At 37.8% G+C, this 16979-nt stretch carries 17 protein-coding genes and 1 pseudogene; 3 read left to right on the forward strand and 15 right to left on the reverse strand.

Annotated features, from left to right (window positions below; all coding sequences use genetic code 11):
• Positions 1-6 precede the first annotated feature (6 nt).
• From grpE to gpr, 7 genes are all read right to left on the reverse strand, one after another.
• Positions 7-624 carry a nucleotide exchange factor GrpE gene (gene grpE / locus BMMGA3_RS11580; RefSeq protein WP_004435829.1) on the reverse strand — a complete coding sequence of 206 codons (618 nt, stop codon included), beginning with the start codon at positions 622-624 and terminating at the stop codon, positions 7-9.
• Between the two features lie 160 nt (positions 625-784).
• Entirely contained in the window at positions 785-1816 is a 1032-nt protein-coding gene (gene hrcA, locus BMMGA3_RS11585) for a heat-inducible transcriptional repressor HrcA (protein WP_004435831.1), read from the reverse strand.
• A gap of 86 nt (positions 1817-1902) precedes the next feature.
• Positions 1903-3042 (reverse strand): radical SAM family heme chaperone HemW, encoded by a 1140-nt coding sequence (gene hemW / locus BMMGA3_RS11590; RefSeq protein WP_034669261.1) that lies wholly within the window; start codon positions 3040-3042, stop codon positions 1903-1905.
• An 88-nt stretch (positions 3043-3130) separates the two neighbouring features.
• Complete coding sequence (gene lepA, locus BMMGA3_RS11595) at positions 3131-4966, reverse strand: translation elongation factor 4 (protein WP_004435834.1); 1836 nt, start codon at positions 4964-4966, stop codon at positions 3131-3133.
• Positions 4967-5196: 230 nt separating this feature from the next.
• The gene (locus BMMGA3_RS11600) at positions 5197-5538 is read right to left on the reverse strand and encodes a YqxA family protein (protein WP_004435837.1); all 342 of its coding nucleotides are present in this window, start codon (positions 5536-5538) and stop codon (positions 5197-5199) included.
• Between the two features lie 16 nt (positions 5539-5554).
• A complete protein-coding gene (spoIIP, locus tag BMMGA3_RS11605) occupies positions 5555-6763 on the reverse strand; it encodes a stage II sporulation protein P (protein ID WP_004435840.1) in 1209 nt (402 codons plus the stop codon).
• Between the two features lie 69 nt (positions 6764-6832).
• Positions 6833-7957 carry a GPR endopeptidase gene (gene gpr / locus BMMGA3_RS11610; protein ID WP_004435841.1) on the reverse strand — a complete coding sequence of 375 codons (1125 nt, stop codon included), beginning with the start codon at positions 7955-7957 and terminating at the stop codon, positions 6833-6835.
• A 213-nt stretch (positions 7958-8170) separates the two neighbouring features.
• On the opposite strand from gpr, the gene rpsT reads away from it, so the two are divergent.
• Positions 8171-8437: a 30S ribosomal protein S20 gene (gene rpsT, locus BMMGA3_RS11615; protein ID WP_004435843.1), complete on the forward strand. Its 267-nt coding sequence runs from the start codon at positions 8171-8173 to the stop codon at positions 8435-8437.
• A gap of 36 nt (positions 8438-8473) precedes the next feature.
• On the opposite strand, the gene holA is transcribed toward rpsT, so the two are convergent.
• Positions 8474-9505 (reverse strand): DNA polymerase III subunit delta, encoded by a 1032-nt coding sequence (gene holA / locus BMMGA3_RS11620; protein ID WP_034669391.1) that lies wholly within the window; start codon positions 9503-9505, stop codon positions 8474-8476.
• 375 nt (positions 9506-9880) lie between these two features.
• Between holA and BMMGA3_RS17480 the strand changes: the two genes are divergently transcribed.
• Positions 9881-10015, forward strand: a complete 135-nt coding sequence (locus BMMGA3_RS17480) for a YqzM family protein (RefSeq protein WP_004435852.1) — start codon at positions 9881-9883, stop codon at positions 10013-10015.
• Between the two features lie 165 nt (positions 10016-10180).
• On the opposite strand, the gene BMMGA3_RS11630 is transcribed toward BMMGA3_RS17480, so the two are convergent.
• The 3 genes and pseudogenes from BMMGA3_RS11630 to BMMGA3_RS11640 all read right to left on the reverse strand — a co-directional run bounded on the left by BMMGA3_RS11630 (position 10181) and on the right by BMMGA3_RS11640 (position 13718).
• Positions 10181-12490, reverse strand: a complete 2310-nt coding sequence (locus tag BMMGA3_RS11630; protein WP_004435854.1) for a DNA internalization-related competence protein ComEC/Rec2 — start codon at positions 12488-12490, stop codon at positions 10181-10183.
• Positions 12491-12495: 5 nt separating this feature from the next.
• A pseudogene (locus tag BMMGA3_RS11635) lies at positions 12496-12954 on the reverse strand (ComE operon protein 2); the annotation flags it as partial.
• Positions 12955-13100: 146 nt separating this feature from the next.
• The gene (locus BMMGA3_RS11640) at positions 13101-13718 is read right to left on the reverse strand and encodes a helix-hairpin-helix domain-containing protein (RefSeq protein ID WP_004435860.1); all 618 of its coding nucleotides are present in this window, start codon (positions 13716-13718) and stop codon (positions 13101-13103) included.
• A gap of 89 nt (positions 13719-13807) precedes the next feature.
• Between BMMGA3_RS11640 and comER the strand changes: the two genes are divergently transcribed.
• Positions 13808-14629, forward strand: a complete 822-nt coding sequence (comER, locus tag BMMGA3_RS11645) for a late competence protein ComER (RefSeq protein ID WP_004435862.1) — start codon at positions 13808-13810, stop codon at positions 14627-14629.
• Positions 14630-14748: 119 nt separating this feature from the next.
• Here the strand turns inward: comER and BMMGA3_RS11650 are convergent, their stop codons facing one another.
• From BMMGA3_RS11650 to BMMGA3_RS11665, 4 genes are read right to left on the reverse strand one after another with little or no spacing between them, the layout of a single operon-like run.
• Positions 14749-15498 (reverse strand): class I SAM-dependent DNA methyltransferase, encoded by a 750-nt coding sequence (locus BMMGA3_RS11650; protein ID WP_004435865.1) that lies wholly within the window; start codon positions 15496-15498, stop codon positions 14749-14751.
• Positions 15495-15851, reverse strand: coding sequence for a ribosome silencing factor (gene rsfS, locus BMMGA3_RS11655; RefSeq protein ID WP_004435867.1), 357 nt, complete (start codon positions 15849-15851; stop codon positions 15495-15497). Before rsfS ends, BMMGA3_RS11650 begins: the two co-directional genes overlap by 4 nt.
• Positions 15852-15855: 4 nt before the next feature.
• Complete coding sequence (gene yqeK / locus BMMGA3_RS11660) at positions 15856-16422, reverse strand: bis(5'-nucleosyl)-tetraphosphatase (symmetrical) YqeK (RefSeq protein WP_004435870.1); 567 nt, start codon at positions 16420-16422, stop codon at positions 15856-15858.
• The gene (locus tag BMMGA3_RS11665; protein WP_004435873.1) at positions 16412-16978 is read right to left on the reverse strand and encodes a nicotinate-nucleotide adenylyltransferase; all 567 of its coding nucleotides are present in this window, start codon (positions 16976-16978) and stop codon (positions 16412-16414) included. Before BMMGA3_RS11665 ends, yqeK begins: the two co-directional genes overlap by 11 nt.
• Position 16979: the final 1 nt, after the last annotated feature.

Below are 16979 nucleotides of genomic sequence, written 5' to 3' on the forward strand. Positions count from 1 at the left end.
TCGCTCTTATTGAGTAACTTTTACCATTGAAGGGCGAATCACGCGGTCTTTTAACATATAACCCTTTTGAAATTCTTCTACAACAATATTGGAATCATAATTTTCATCTTCTACCTGCATTACTGCATGATGCAAGTTCGGATCAAATTCCTTTCCCACAGCTTCAATAGGTTCGACACCTTCTTTTTTAAGAGCATCAAGCAAGCTTCGGTACACCATCTCCATACCTTGCAGCAATGATTTTGCTTGCTCATTATCCACTTCAAGCTTTAATCCTCTTTCAAAATTATCAATTATAGGCAGAAGATCGGTTACTAAGCTTTGTGCTCTATATTTTTCAACCGCCTCAAGATCCATTCTTGAACGTCGGCGGAAATTCTCAAAATCAGCTTGCAGGCGCAAATAACGATTATCTGCTTCTTCTAATTTTGCTTCCAATTCAGCTATTTTTGCATTTGCTGCATGAAGTTCATTTTCTTTATCTTCATTCAGTGTTTCCTCTTCAGCTTCGTCTTCTGCAAAAACAGGTTCAATTGTTTTTTCAGTTTGGTCTTCTTCTGTTTGATCAAGATGATCAGTTGTTTCTTTTGTTTGCTCTTCGGCAATGTTTTTTTCTTCTGTCACATTGCTCACCTCCTTAAAAATTTAAGCATGGAACCAGATGATGAAAAATGTTTCGAGTTGAGCATTTTCACCTTTTCGGTCCACTTACTAAAAAAATATATACACATAGAAAGGTAAGGGTGCATTCCTATTTCACCACCCTTACTCAATATTTCCAGCATTAGTTGCTTTGATACAATCTTGTCAGGGCCGCAGACAAGTCTTTGCTGATTAAATCGAGTAGGCTGATTACTCTCGAATATTCCATTCTTGTTGGTCCAAGGATCGCGATGGTCCCAAGCTTCTCTTCACCGACGCTATACGTTGCAGAGATGAGGCTGCAATTTTCCATTGCTGAGTACTTATTTTCCCGTCCAATTTTCACACTTATTCCCATAGGATTTTTAGGGATCAGCTCAACTATTCTGTCTTCCTGTTCAATAATAGCCAAAAGATCACGGATTTTATCAATATCATGAAACTCCGGCTGTCTTAACATGTTTGTTTTACCGCCAAAAAATAGCTTTTCATTCGTCGGCAGCTTAAGTGTGTCGGCAATTGTATGAAGCAAAAGATCATAGCTTTTAATATGCTGTCGCAAAATCGAAGCTACTTCTTTGTAAATTTTTTCGTTTAAATCGACAATCGGCACACCGATTAACCTTTCGTTTAAAATATTGACCAATTTTTCTAGTTCACTCGAGTCAATAGATGCAGGCAAATGAAACATTCGATCTTCCACGTGTCCGGTATCCGTAACAATAATAGCAATTGCCGTAGTCTTATTTAATGGGACTATTTGAATTCTTTTTAGTTTATTATCTCGTACAGCCGGACCTAAAACGATGGAAGTATAATTGGTTAAATCTGATAAAATTTGTGCTGACTTTTGAACTATTTTTTCGAGCTCGTAAATTCTCTCAGCAAAAATTGATTTAATCTTTTGTACTTCCTCTTGTCGCAATTTTTGCGGTGAAAGCAAATGGTCGACATAATACCTGTAGCCTTTTTCTGATGGGATTCTTCCCGACGAGGTGTGAGTTTTTTCAATATAGCCAAGCTCTTCAAGATCTGCCATTTCATTGCGGATCGTAGCTGAACTTAATGAAATTTCTTCTTTTTTGGACAAACTTCTCGAGCCAACAGGTTGTGCAGATCGAATAAAATCATCAACGATCACTTGGAGAATCAATAATTGACGATCTGTTAACAACTGTCATCACCTCTGTTAGCACTCTTGTACAACGAGTGCTAATTCTAATTATTAAATTATCAAAAGAAAGGGGATGATGTCAACGATTAGATTACACCGATAAAGGACTGAAATACCTCATTCCCAAGAAGTTTTCCATTTCTTGTCAAGTATATTTTTTCCTTTGTCACCTTGATGAGTCCCTTTGCTTCAAGTTTCTCTATTTCTTCTTTAAATAAATGAAGAGGATCTCTCCCGTATTTTTCAGCAAATTGTCGAATTGAAACACCAGTTGTTTTTCTTAAACCAAGAAACATTTCTTCTTCAATTTTTTCTGTTTCCGTCAAAGTAAGGCTTTCCATAATCGGCAATTTTCCTTCTTGGATTGTTCCCATATATTTTTTTAATGGGCCAAAATTAGTAATCCGTCTCCCATTTATATAGCTGTGCGCCCCTGCACCAAAGCCGTAATAATGCTCATTATTCCAGTAAGTAAGATTATGCCTGCTCTCAAACCCAGGTTTTGCAAAATTGCTTATTTCATATTGTTTAAATCCATTTTTATCCATTTCATCCATAAGCATTTCATACATAGCAGCTTCCGTATCTTCGCCGGGCAAGGGCAATCTTCCTTTTTTCATTAGATTGTAAAAAACCGTTTTCGGTTCGATTATTAAAGAATAGCCTGAATAATGAACAATATCAAGCGAGAAGGCAATCTCAAGCGTTTCTTTGAAATCATTTATTGTTTGTTCAGGCAAACTGTAAATTAGATCAATATTAATGTTTTCAAATCCTATCTGTTTTGCAAGGTCGACAGAATGAAAGACATCCTTTGCACGATGAGTTCTTCCGATTTTTCGTAAAAGTTCATCATTAAATGTTTGAACGCCAAGGCTTAACCGATTAACCCCGGCTTCCTTCAATATTTCTAATTTTTCTTTTGAAAGATCTCCGGGATTTGCCTCAAACGTAAACTCTGTGTTTACACCGAATGAAAGATGCTTATGAATCAATTCACAAAGCTTGCCTAACTGTCCCTCGTTTAAGGCAGTTGGCGTCCCTCCACCGACATAGATCGAATTCAAGGATCCTTTCGGAAACTGTTCAAGCGTAAGCGCTATTTCCTTCCCGAGCGCATCTAGGTATTCATTCACCGGCTGCCCTTCTATAAAAAATTTATTAAAATCACAATAGTGGCATATGTTCTCACAAAAAGGAATGTGAATGTATGCGGCTTTAATCAAAATTAACACAACCCTGCATTAAAAATTATCTTATGAAAAAAGGCTAGAACTGCTTTGTTAAGCCAACTCTAACCTCCTTAAATAATTCTTATTTTTTTGAATTGCTGTCATCCATTTTTAAAACTGCCATAAACGCTTCTTGCGGCACTTCAACAGAACCTACTTGCTTCATGCGCTTTTTCCCTTCTTTTTGCTTTTCAAGAAGCTTGCGTTTTCGAGTAACATCCCCGCCATAAAGTTTGGCTAAAACGTTTTTGCGCAGTGCTTTAATTGTAGAACGAGCAATAATTTTGTTGCCGATTGCGGCCTGGACCGGAACTTCAAATTGCTGGCGCGGGATTAGGTCTTTTAATTTTTCAACGATGACTTTTCCGCGCTCGTAAGCAAAATCTCTGTGAACGATAAAGCTTAAAGCATCGACCCTTTCCCCATTCAATAAAATATCCATTTTTACAAGTTTGGACGTTTTATATCCAATTAACTCATAATCAAAGGAAGCATAGCCTTTCGTGCTTGATTTTAGTTGATCAAAGAAATCGTACACAATTTCAGCTAACGGTATTTCGTACACAATACTTACACGAGTTTCATCCAAGTATTGCATATCAACAAAATTTCCGCGTTTTTGCTGGCAAAGCTCCATGATCGCTCCTACATAATCATTTGGAGACATCATCGTAGCTTTTACATATGGTTCTTCAATATGGTCGATTTTTTGTGGATCCGGCATATTTGATGGATTGTCCACTTTGACTTCGGAGCCGTCTGTCATGATAACGTGGTAAATTACGCTAGGCGCAGTAGTGATTAAATCGATGTTAAATTCCCTTTCGATCCGCTCCTGAATAATTTCCATATGAAGTAGGCCAAGGAATCCGCAGCGGAATCCAAATCCTAATGCTTGGGAGGTTTCAGGCTCAAACTGAAGGGCAGAGTCATTTAATTGCAGCTTTTCAAGTGCATCGCGCAAGTCATTGAATTTGGCGCTGTCAATTGGATACATACCGCAATATACCATTGGGTTTAATTTACGGTAGCCCGGCAATGGCTCGGTAGCACCATTTTTCGCACTTGTAATTGTATCCCCGACCCGTGTATCGCTAACATTTTTGATAGAAGCCGTTAAGTACCCGACATCCCCGACAGATAATTCATCTACAGGAACAGCTTTCGGAGTAAAGACGCCTACTTCTGTCACCTCAAATTCTTTACCAGTAGCCATCATTTTAATTTTATCGCCGACTTTCACCGTACCATCAAAGACACGGATATATGTAATAACTCCGCGGTAAGCGTCGTACAGTGAATCAAAGATAAGTGCTTTTAACGGTGCATCAGGGTCTCCCTCCGGGGCAGGGATTTTTTCAACAACTTGCTCTAAAATCTCTTCAATTCCGATTCCGGCTTTTGCACTTGCCAAGACCGCTTCAGAAGCATCAAGCCCAATGACTTCTTCAATTTCGTTTCGGACTTTTTCCGGGTCAGCGCTCGGAAGGTCGATTTTGTTGATAACCGGAAGAATCTCAAGATCATTATCAAGAGCTAAATAAACATTTGCCAGTGTCTGAGCTTCAATCCCTTGTGCGGCATCGACTACAAGAATGGCTCCTTCACACGCCGCTAAACTTCGGGAAACTTCATAAGTAAAATCGACGTGCCCTGGTGTATCAATTAAGTGAAATGTATAGACTTCTCCGTCTTTTGCTTTATATTTCAACTGAACGGAGTTTAATTTAATCGTAATGCCTCTTTCTCTTTCAAGATCCATTGAATCCAATAGCTGATCTTTCATTTCACGTGCGGTTAATGCATTCGTTTTCTCAAGGATGCGGTCAGCTAATGTAGATTTTCCATGGTCGATATGAGCGATGATGGAAAAATTACGGATTTTGGATTGTCTTTTCAACCTTTCTTCTCTGTTCATATCGTTCACTCCTACTATTCTCGCACATGTACACTTTTTTGATTATATCAGCACTGTTATGAAGATTCAATTAAAAGTCAAATTGCAGCAGTTCAATTAGACAAAACAAAAGAGGCTGTCTCAAAAGCCAGAGGGTCAGACCCCATAACACAATATATAGGACATAATGTTGCATAAATGTGCTATATATTGATAAACGAACATGGGGTCAGACCCTTATGAGACAGCCTCTATTCACTCGCTTTATCACTAGTTAATTTAAGAAGACTATCGACAACCCCCGTAAACCATTCAGATATTTGTTTTCCAACCGATGAAAAAAAGTTATAAGCTTTCATTTCTTCTAGCTGTTCTCTTTTCTTTTCTAAATCGTGGCTTGTTATATTATTTCCTAAAATGGAAGCTTCAAGCTCTCCGTTTTCCCTTTTGTCAACCGTGAAGGCATTATGAAATTCCCGATCATTATAGCCTTTCATCCTTAGAATTCCTTGATTGGCCTGCTGCATTCCAAAAAGAACGCACAGAAACATGACACTTGCAATGAGACATGTCTTTAGCATAAATATTTTCATAACCGATCACCTTGTATTAATTCTTTTCAGCTGGTTCACTGGCGGGTTTATTTACTCGCTCAGCTTGCCAATAGTATTCGCTGAATACATCTGCCAGAGCTTCTGCAGAGCGGTACAATTCATCAAACGTATTATCTATACCTCCGAATTCAATTAAAATTGCATTTTCGGATAAATCTTGATTAAATTTCCCGTTCGTCCGTGCTCCTTTTAATTCAATAATTCCGCGGCTTAAGCCTTTGCCATACTTTTTGTCTAGCAATTTGTGAAGTACGTTTGCCAGCTTTAAATTTTTCTCATAGTTCGGATTCTCTGCACCAATTACAAATGCAATCTTTGCATAAGATTTCCCATTAATATCAATTGTCGTATACTTTCTTCTCCGTGAATCTCTATGAATATCAATTAAATAAGTTAGATCGCGGTTTCTTGCCAAGGCAGCTTGGACAACCTCTCTTGACTCCTGATAAGATTGGGCATATGACCAGCCCTTTTTATTTAAAATAGCTTGAATATCCGTTTTTTCTACTTTTGTTCCTATGCCTTTAGATTCTAATTCCTCTTGCAGTTTTTCGCCGACTTTCATTATATTAATTTTTGAATGGTAAGCATTATCCGCATCCGCTACTCCTTTTAAATACGGGAGAAAGGATTCTCGATTATGGGAGAAGTAAATGTAGACAACTTTTTTGCCTCCAGTATTCATCGGTGGTGTGGCAGCTTTTCCATTGTTTGTTGATTCATCTAAACCCTCTGTATTTTGTAGTGCGGCTTCCCTTTCTGCTTTTAAAACATCAATTGGTGGAGAAGATTCGATTGGCATGTTTGTATAGTTAGTACCTTCCCCGGCCACAAGAATTTTACTGTCAAATAAAGAAAAGCCCGGCAGCTCCCTTCCAAGCAAGCTTCTCGGATCATCAAGGCTAATATTTGTTGACAGCTTGAAAAGAACATTTGAAAATTTTATTGAACTTGCGTTTTTGGGCAGTCCTTGCAAAAAATAATGGTTTTCCCAACCGAGCAATCGAAAAAGAAATTCTCCATTTATATTGGTTGCCGCATTATTTACGGATGATGAAGAAATTCGGTACTCAGGTTTTAGCGACGTCAAAACACCGCTAATGGAAAAAGACATAAGCATAAATAATAGAATGGATGCAGCTATTTTCAACAGGGTTGTCCCTTTCACTGAGACCACGATCCCTGTCTGTCTGATCTGTTTCATTGGTTCCACCTCCCGGCAAGTCTAGTAAAACATATGACTTTGCTAGAAAAGATAGAACCTGTATCTTTCTTATCTCGTATAAAAACCTCTATTTTCTTCATTTACTTTCTTATGAAGAGCGGAATTTAATCCGGTAGCCAATACATTTGCCATATCCTCAATAAATATATCAACTTCTTTAGGAGTAACCATTAAATTGTGGCCAAGCGGGGATAAAACCTCGTGAATAAGCTTGCGTTTTTCTTCTTCCGGAAGCGTTCCAACGATACCGAGAAAAGTCTTCCGCTGCTGTTCCTCAGGCAAATCCTCTTCCGTCAATTTCCTTTTTTCCCCGAATGTCATACCAGCCGGGGCAAGAGAACGAGACGGCCTGTTTCCTTCTTTTAATTCCCGCCCAAAGTGCTTTAAAATAAAATCGATTGTATCACTTGTAATTGATACCGCATCAACAACAGTAGGAACGCCAATGGCGATAACAGGTACTCCCAATGTTTCCTTACTTATTTCTTTTCGTTTATTTCCTACACCTGAACCTGGATGGATCCCTGTATCTGAAATTTGGATCGTTGAATTGACCCTTTCAATTGACCTTGATGCAAGGGCATCAATGGCAATGACAAAATTAGGCTTCGACTTTTCAACTACTCCAAAAATAATGTCGCTCGTTTCAATTCCCGTTAGTCCCATTACTCCTGGTGATACCGCACTTACTGAACGGTAACCATCTTCTACATTTTCCGGCTGAAGTTCAAAAAGGTGCCTTGTAACAAGCAGGTTTTCACATACAAGCGGGCCGAGAGCATCAGGTGTAACATTCCAGTTGCCAAGTCCTACAACAAGACAGGATGCATCTTCAGGAATGCCGGTTTCTTTTAAAAAATGTGCAAACTCACGGGAAAAAACATCTGATACTTGTTTTTGCAGTTCAGTATCTTTCTGCCTAATCCCAACAACCTCTATTGTCAAGTACTTGCCCGGCTTTTTGCCAATTGTTTTTTCTCCATCTTCTGTAATTTGAACAAGAGAGAGTTTTATGCCGTCTTCCTCTTTTTCCTTAATCATAACACCATCTATTTGGGAAAGATTTTCCTGTTGATCCAAACTTGCGTTTCGTTCAGTTAAAACCATTTCCCGTGCTTCCACCGCTAGGTCTGTACGAACTGAATATTTTCTTAAGTCAAGCGATTCTTTCATGCTGATCCCCACTTTCGCATTTTTAACTAATTCCTATCTTTTCCTTTCTTTTTCAAAATCATTCCTTTTGCACGATTGTACCGATGCAAATTTATAAGAAGTATTGCATTATTGACAGGCGTTTGATAGAATATCTTTTGTTCTTAAATATTAGATATGAATGGGAAAATCGAGTTAATATAGTCTCGATGCTTTTTTAGGAGGTGAACGCAAGTGCCAAACATTAAATCTGCTATTAAGCGTGTGAAAACAAGCGAAGCTAGAAAAGCTCACAACACTGCAATTAAATCTTCGATGCGTACTGCTGTGAAGAAAGTTGAAGCTGCAATCGTAAATAATGATGTAACATCTGCAAAAGAATTATTAGTAGATGCTGCGAAAAGGCTCGACAAAGCAGCTGCTAAGGGACTTATCCATAAAAAAGCTGCTGCCCGTAAAAAATCTCGTTTAATGAAAAAATTAAACGCATTAAATGCTTAATTTGATATTTAAAAACGACCCGTCGCGGGTCGTTTTTTATTTCTTTAAGGCATGATCATGCAAGCGAAATAGAATGAGTTCAATTAATAATTCTTTATCCATTCCACCCGTTTTCATTTGGTAATCAGCATCTGCCAGTTGTTCTATAATAAACGTTAGCTCCTGATCTGAAAAAAGCTTTGCCTGTCCGGCAGCTAACTTAACACGGAAAGGGTGAATTTTAAGAAAACTGGCAATTTGTTGCTGCCCATAGCCCCGCCTTGCCAGCTCTTTAACCTGGTAAATCAAACGAAATTGCCCTGAAATAATTGATAAAATTTTGATCGGTTCCTCATTTTGTTTTAAAAGATCATAATAAATCCTTAGCGCCTCGCCAATCTTGCGATGGACAACCTTATCCACGAGTGTAAAGATATTTTGTTCTAATGACCTTGCTACAAGTTTTTCGACGATCGAAACATCGATTTTTTTCTGATCTTCAACATATAAAGCAAGCTTGTCTATTTCACTTGTAAGCATAAACAAATTCGTTCCGGAAAGTGAAAGGAGTACTTCAACGGCATCATCATCAATTTCGACTCCGTTAAAGGCAGCTCTTTCCCTTATCCAATTTTTTAATTCCTGTTCATTAAGTTTTTTTGCTTCAATGGTTACTGCTTTTCTTTTTAGCTCTTTAACGATTTTTTTCCTTTCATCCAGCTTTTCATACGGGGCGGCAAAGACAACTACCGAATAAGGAGCGGGTTCCTTCAAATAAGCCTCCAGCTTAGAAAGGTTATGTTCAACCTTTTCTTTTGTTTTTTCTGATGTTAAAAAAACCGGGTTATTAAGGATGATCAGCCTTTTTTCCCCAATAAACGGGAATGTTTCAGCATCTTCAATGGCTGTTTCAATCGGTGTTTCTTCAAGATCATAGGATGAAAAATTAAAATCTGTTTCTTCATCTTCCAAAACATGGGACAATAAAAGCTGCTTCGTTTCATTTATAAGAAATGATTCCTGGCCATATAATAAATATAATGGCGAAATCTGTTTTTTCTTAATTTGCTTCCATACTTCCAGCACCAATGTCCTTCGCTCCGTTCCTTTCATTTTCACTAACTATTATCCTAAAGAAGCAAGGACGATTTGACAAGGAACAAGTAAGGAATGCTGCTCGAAAAGGTGTCGAAATGATTTCTTGTAGAAAAAAAGACGTTTCCACAAATGCAAAGGGAATTGGCAATCCGTCGCTTTACCAATTCCCGATTTATATTGAACGCCGCTATATAAGGCCTAGGATACTCATATGACGGCGGTACACCTTATCTACTAATTATTTTTGCCTTTTGAATGTAAACTTATTTGTGACAACTCTTGTCATTAAAGGAAAAGCAAACGAGGAAGGCTAGATTTTTTTTTGTAAATCGCTTATACTAAAAAGGAAAATAGGAGGGGTAGACTGTGAACGAATTTGAAAAGAACGTACAAAGCAAGCGTAATGATGCCGTTGACTCAGGCGTAGGATTCTTTGTTTCTTTCGGATTTTTTGCAACAATGTTTATTATTGCAACAGTCATTAAAGTAATCGGTTCTTAATAACGGCTACATAAAATATGGAATTCTTATATGTGTTTCACCCTTGAAGACTGCATTGATACATGCAGTCTCTTTTCATTTTTTCATTTCTTTTCGCATTTAGAATTTTGTGTCTACCTAAAAAGGAATGTGTAAGTAATTAAATGGTTCGAGTTATAATACATACTATGGAATAACAACCGAAAAGGTTCCGTGATTACCTCGAAATGAATACGTGACAGCACCTTGTTGATCTGTTCGGAAAATTTTTATTTTGTACTTCTCTAATCGATGCAAGACTTCTTTATGAGGATGACCATATCTGTTATTTTCACCGGCAGAAATTATTGCTCCTTTTGGTGAAAAATGCCTCAATAATTCGTCGGATGTTGACGATTTGCTGCCATGATGACCAACTTTTATAACGTCTATCGCAGTATGTTTATAGTTGTTTACCAAAACTTCTTCACCTTCTTTTTCAAGATCACCTGTAAGAAGCCATTTCAACCCGCCAATTTTCGCAAGAATTACAATTGATCCATTATTTCTGTCTAACACTTGTTTTTCAACGGGAAGAAGAATCTGAAATAAACTGTTCCCGCTTTTCCACCCTTCTTGACCTTTTGCAAACTTTACCGGTATGTTTTTTTCATCTGCCTTTTTAATGATTTTCCTTTCCAGTTCCGATTTCTCAGCAATTAAAGGAAGCAAGATTTCTTTTACATTCATCTCTTCAAGTAATGCATGAGCTCCCCCGATATGGTCTTGATCTCCATGGGTAAGAATCAACTTGTCAATCGTTGTGATTCCCTTGCTTTTTAAAAAAGGAACAACAACATTTTTTCCTACTTCAAAATCTTTTTTTCTTTCCTGCCATTTCTCTTTTTCAAACCTTATAGTTCCTCCTGTATCAATTAAGAATGTTCCTTGGCCGTGAGGAAGCCTTATAAGTATACTGTCTCCTTGACCGACATCAATAAAAGTAACCTCCCCGTAAGGCGAAATATAATGAAGCATCCCCTGTATGATCATCGACACTACAGGAATCCAAAAAATCCTTATGAGAACTTTCTTTTTTTCCCACAAATAGAAAAATAATAATAATGTAATCACATACAGTAAAAGAACAATAAGATGGGGCCGGCCTAATGTTACAGTTGCATATGGAAACTCAGATAGAATATGTGCAATCCCGTTTGAAAATGTGACAAGCGAATCGAAAAAATTCACGAGTGGGGCAGCCAATTTCGGTGATATGAAATGGATCATAAAGGATATCAAAGCAGCCGGAGTGAAGACAAAGGAATATAACGGAACAAAAAAGAGATTTGCCAGCAGCGAGATAATCGAGATTTCATAAAAATGAAATAAAACAATCGGGAGTGAAGAAAGCTGGGAAATCAATGTGGTGGCTAGAAGCGCCAAAATATGGCTTTTGAAGCGGGGCAAAATAGAAGATGCAGACAAAATTAAACAATAGCTTACTGTAAATGAAAGTTGGAACCCGGCATTATAAATGACAAATGGATTAAAGAATGTGTAGCACATCAAGGCAATGCTTACTGCATCAATTGGGGAGAGCCTATGTTTGAATGTAAATTTTAAACTGATAAGCACCAAGATTGTCATAATGACAGCACGGATTACAGAAGGAGAAGCACCAGTTAAGATGCCATACACAGGCAAAACAATGAGCAGAGCATTTTGCATCCTTTCCTTTGTTATGCCGATCCGTAATCCGAAAATGAAAATCATGCCTGACAATAGACTGACTTGAAGCCCTGATATTGCCAATAAGTGGACTATACCGATTTTTTCATATGTTTTAAGTATTTCCGGTTCATATAAATTTCTTTCGCCAAAAATTAACGCAGCAGAAACTTGTGCTGCATTGTCTGGAAAGTAACGTTCAATGTACGAAATTCCATTTTGCCGTAAAATTCGGAGGGAAATGAGAAATGAAGATTGAGGCTTGCACGTTTGAAAATGTATGTCATCGATCTTTAATACCCAGTGGATACCTTCCCGGTTTAAATACTTACGGTAGTTAAATGCATTTTTGTTTCGCGGCAGCGCAGGTTTCTCAAGCTTGCCGACTGCCAAACATTGTTTACCAAGGAGAAAATCGGGCAAGGCTGCTTTCTCCTCTTTTGACAGCACTCTATATCTTATTGCGAACTCTTCACCTGTTTTTTGATCAGCCGCATATGTCTTCATCAATTCGCCATCTACATGTAATTCCTTATTGAAATAGATGAGAAAATTTGTTTCATCTCCAGAAAAATCAGTTTTCTTATACAAAAAAGATCCTTTTGCAGAAAGAAAAAAAATAAAAAACACCGCAAATATCGCTGTCATTTTGTATTTTGAAAAAGATTTTCTTATTAAAAGAAATAAAACATAAACAGCGAACATGCTAAAAAATAATTTATTATCCAATGCAGATAGTACTCCGATCGTTGATGCAATGGCAAAGTAGATAACTTTTCCGTTCATGTTTCCTTTTCCTGCTTTTGAAAATCAATTGAAATATCTAAATTATCTACTTGTATTACGTCTACCTTTGCTTTTTCAAAAAGCTCAATTGCATACGGATGGTTTTTATAATCCTTTGCATAATATACGGTTTTGATCCCTGACTGAATAATAGCCTTGCAGCATTGAAGACATGGAAAATGTGTCACATATATTTCTGCTCCCGCAGTAGGAACTCCAAACTTTGCACATTGAAGCAAAGCATTCATTTCTGCATGAATGGTTCTTACACAGTGGTTGTCAATGACATAACAGCCTACGTCAATACAATGTTCCCCACCGGCAATCGAACCATTGTAACCTCCCGCGATAATTCTTTTATCTCTCACGATTGTTGCACCAACCGCTAGACGAGTGCATGTGCTTCTTAATGCAAGCAAATGGCTCTGAGCCATGAAATATTGGTTCCAAGAAATACGTTCCATTAAGAGATCCTCCCAATAACAAAATATATTTATGGACATGTTCTCCATCAGTTTAATCCGAACAAGGAAAATGCGTCAATTCTAATAAAAGCGCAAGCGGCCATGGTTAACATGATAAACGCTGGTGCTTGACTTCTACATAAGAACTAATGGACTGTAATCAAATCTTTTAGTTTTTCAAAAGTCTTTTCACCGATTCCGCTTATATTCTTTATATCTTCGATGGTTTTGAACGGGCCGTTTTTTTCCCGGTATTCAATAATTGCTGCTGATTTTGAAGGGCCAATTCCCGGCAATGTTTCAAGTTCGCTTGAATCCGCACGATTGATATTAACGAGAGTGCTCTCTCCGAACGTATCAACGGTTGATTGCCCATTAAATCCTTCCCCTTCTTCACCTATTTTTGGTATATAGATCACCATTTCATCTGTGACTCGCATCGAAAAGTTTACTTTAGAAGCATCAGCATCTTTCGCTAGACCTCCTGCCTTTTCAATTAAATCAATCACTCGTTCTCCCTCTTCAGCCTTATATACCCCTGGAGTTTTAACTGCTCCTTTAATATCTGCCAGGATAATTTCTGGTGTTTTGTCTTCAACTTCTTCTTTTTGAGGTTCCTCTAGATCTGTCAGGGACCATTCCGCTTTGTCTTCCGGCTGAGTCTTACTGTTTTCTAAAGGTGCAAGCCAGTAAAAAACACCAAAAAGCAAAGCAGCTGCCCCTAAGATTACATACATCTTATATTCTTTTAACCATTCCTTCACTAATAATCAATCCTTTCTTAAAGTCATATTTCTAAATTTTTTTCATATTGTAATATGAGAGAGTCGGCTCGAGAAGGAGGGATGAATCAATGAAAATCGGGATCATCGGAACTGGAAATATGGGGAGAATTTTGGCAGAAGCAATTCTTGATGGAAAAGCCGTTTCTCCTTCTTCGTTGATTATCACAAATAGAACATTGTCCAAGGCGTTAGAAATTAAAGCGATAAATGAAGAAATTATTGTAAAAAAAAGCGCAGTGGAGGTTGCAAAACAATCAGATGCAGTTTTTATATGTGTGAAACCTCATGATGTTTACAAGGTGCTTGAGGATATATTGCCGGTTCTATCTCCTGACAAATGTGTCATTTCGATCACCAGCCCAATTAGTACCGAACAATTGGAAAGGGTTGTATCATGCTCTGTTGTAAGGGCAATTCCTAGCATTACAAACAGAGCCCTGGCAGGAGTCATTTTGTTAACCTTTGGGAAAAAATGCGAGGAAAAATGGAAAAAACAACTATTTGATTTATTTACAACTTTTTCAGAACCGATGGAAATTGAGAATAATATAACAAGGGTTGCATCTGACATAGTAAGCTGCGGACCTGCATTTTTTAGCTACCTTACCCGCCGATTTATTTCGGCAGCTGTAAAGGAAACCGAAATCCCGGAAGAAACAGCAGTGAAACTAGCTAGCGAAATGCTGATCGGTTTAGGAGAGTTATTAAGAAAAAGACATTATTCTTTGCAAACATTACAAGAGAAAGTGTGTGTAAAAGGCGGAATTACTGGTGAAGGAATTAAGGTTTTAGAAAACGAGCTGGGAGAAGTTTTTGAACACTTATTTCAAGCGACACATGTAAAATTTGAGGAAGATTTGAAAAAAATAAACCGGCAATATCCTAAGTAATGATTTCGATATAAAACGGCAAAATTCCTTCCTAATTTACAGAACATCACAAAAAATGTATAAATGAAGCTATTAGAAAAGCAAAAAAGCCACCGCTTCTTTTTAGCAGGTGGCTTTCTTCACACAGGCTTTCTTGCAACAAAAAAGATTCTTTCTGAATGATCGTCAGGCTGGCCATCATGAAAATCAGCAAAGATTTCCAGCAGCTCAAACCCCGCTTCTTTCAGCCAATTTTTATACTCATCAACAGAAAACGTTCTCTGTACATGAAGTTCTTCAAAGCGGTCATATTGACCAGTTTCCTTATCCAATAAAAAGAAAACGAGATCGTGTTCAATGCTGTTAGGATAGTCACCTTTATAGCACTGCCATATGTAAGAAATATCATCTTCAACAAAGGCAAATGTTTCATCCATGAATACGTGCATCATTTTATAGATGGAATGAACGTCAAAGAGCAATAGCCCGCCCTTTTTCAGATGATGTGAAACATGTTTGAAAGTATTCATGACTTCTGTTTCTGTTTCCAAGTAATTTAACGAATCACAAAAAATACAAACGGCATCAAATTGGCCAAGACCTTCTAGTTCAGCCATATTTTGCTGGAAAAAGCAAATTTGCTGCCTGTTTTCATCTGCTTTAGCCCGTGCTACCGTCAGCATATCAGACGATAAATCAACTCCTGTTACACGAAATCCTGCCTTGGAAAGGCGAACAGAAAGTTCACCTGTTCCACAAGCAAGATCCAAGAGTTCTTTCCCTTCAACTTTGTACTTTTTTAATTTGGAAAGGACAATCTCCACCCATTTGTCGTACGGAGCATCCTTCATTAAAACGTCATAAAAGTAAGCAAATCTTTCGTAACTCATTGACCTAGCTCGCTTTGAATATTTTCCATTGGGGCATCTCCCCATAGGCGCTCCAAATTGTAATAGCTTCGTTCATCACGGTGAAAAATATGGGCGACTACATCACCAAGATCAACTAGCACCCATTTAGCTTCATCAAATCCTTCCATTCTTCTGACTATAAAACCTTCTTCCTCAACTTTTTCCTTCATTTCACGTGCGATCGCCTGAACCTGCTTATCCGAATTACCGTGGCAAATAATGAAATAATCAGCAACGATAGAAATTCCTTTCATATTTAAAACAATAATATCTTCTGCTTTTTTATCATCAGCCGCTTTCACTGCGGTCAATAATATTTGGCGTTCATTCATTCAATCAATCCTCCTTAATAGTTACAAGGCTATTGTATGTTAAAAATGTATCAGGATAAATTGGCTGGTTTTTTTTCATTAAGAAAATGATTGTATTTTGAATAGAACGGATTAACGCTTTATTTAGATCTTCTTTCGCAAGAATCCTTACTTCCTCAACACCCGGAAAATTCCTGCCAGGTTCAATATAATCAGCGAGATAAATAATTTTATCAAGCAAGGTCATGCCGGGCCTTCCTGATGTATGGTAACGAATCGCATCAAGTATTTCAACATCGGTTACGCCCGCCTCTTTTTCGACTAAAAAAGCGCCAACAGGTGCGTGCCAGAGTTCGGTGTTATAGTTTAAAAGATCCTGTGGCATGTCCTGTTTTATAATAATTTCCCGCATTTCATCTTTTGGGCGAAATTTGGCGTAATCATGAAAGGCAGCCGCAAGCTCCGCCTTTTTCTTATCTGCTCCATACTGTTCAGCAAGTGCAACTGCTGTTTCCACTACGCCTAAAGTATGCTGATAACGGTGTTCTGTTAACTGTTCTTTAACTATCTTTAAAGCAGTATCAAGATTCATATAGCTTATTCTCCTCTATATATTTTCTAACTGATTCAGGCAAATAATAACGGATCGTTCTTCCTTCTTTTCTCCGTTTCCTGATCATGCTTGATGAAATTTCTAATTCCGGGATATCTACTTTATGAATCCGGAAATGGGTAACATCACTGTATGACGGTCTTTTTACCCCGACAAATTCCACAAGCTCAAGAAGTTCGTCTATTTTATGCCATTTTGGCAAATATTCAATCATATCTGCTCCGATAATAAAATAAAATGAGTAATCAGGATATATTTCCCTTAACTGCTTCATTGTCTCATACGTATATGACGGTCCGTTTCTTTTTAATTCAATTGGCTCTATTTTAAATTTCGGGTTATCCTCGATTGCCAATTCAAGCATATTTAAGCGGTCGTCATTTCCAATCGATGATTTCTTCTTATGAGGGGGTTCCTGGTTTGGCATAAACCAAACTTCATGAAGCTGCAACGATTCCATTACTTCATTTGCAATCAGAAGATGTCCATAATGAGGCGGGTCGAAAGTTCCTCCCAATATTCCGATCTTTTTCAAA

The sequence above is a fragment of the Bacillus methanolicus MGA3 genome (assembly GCF_000724485.1).
Classification (GTDB): domain Bacteria; phylum Bacillota; class Bacilli; order Bacillales; family Cytobacillaceae; genus Bacillus_Z; species Bacillus_Z methanolicus_A.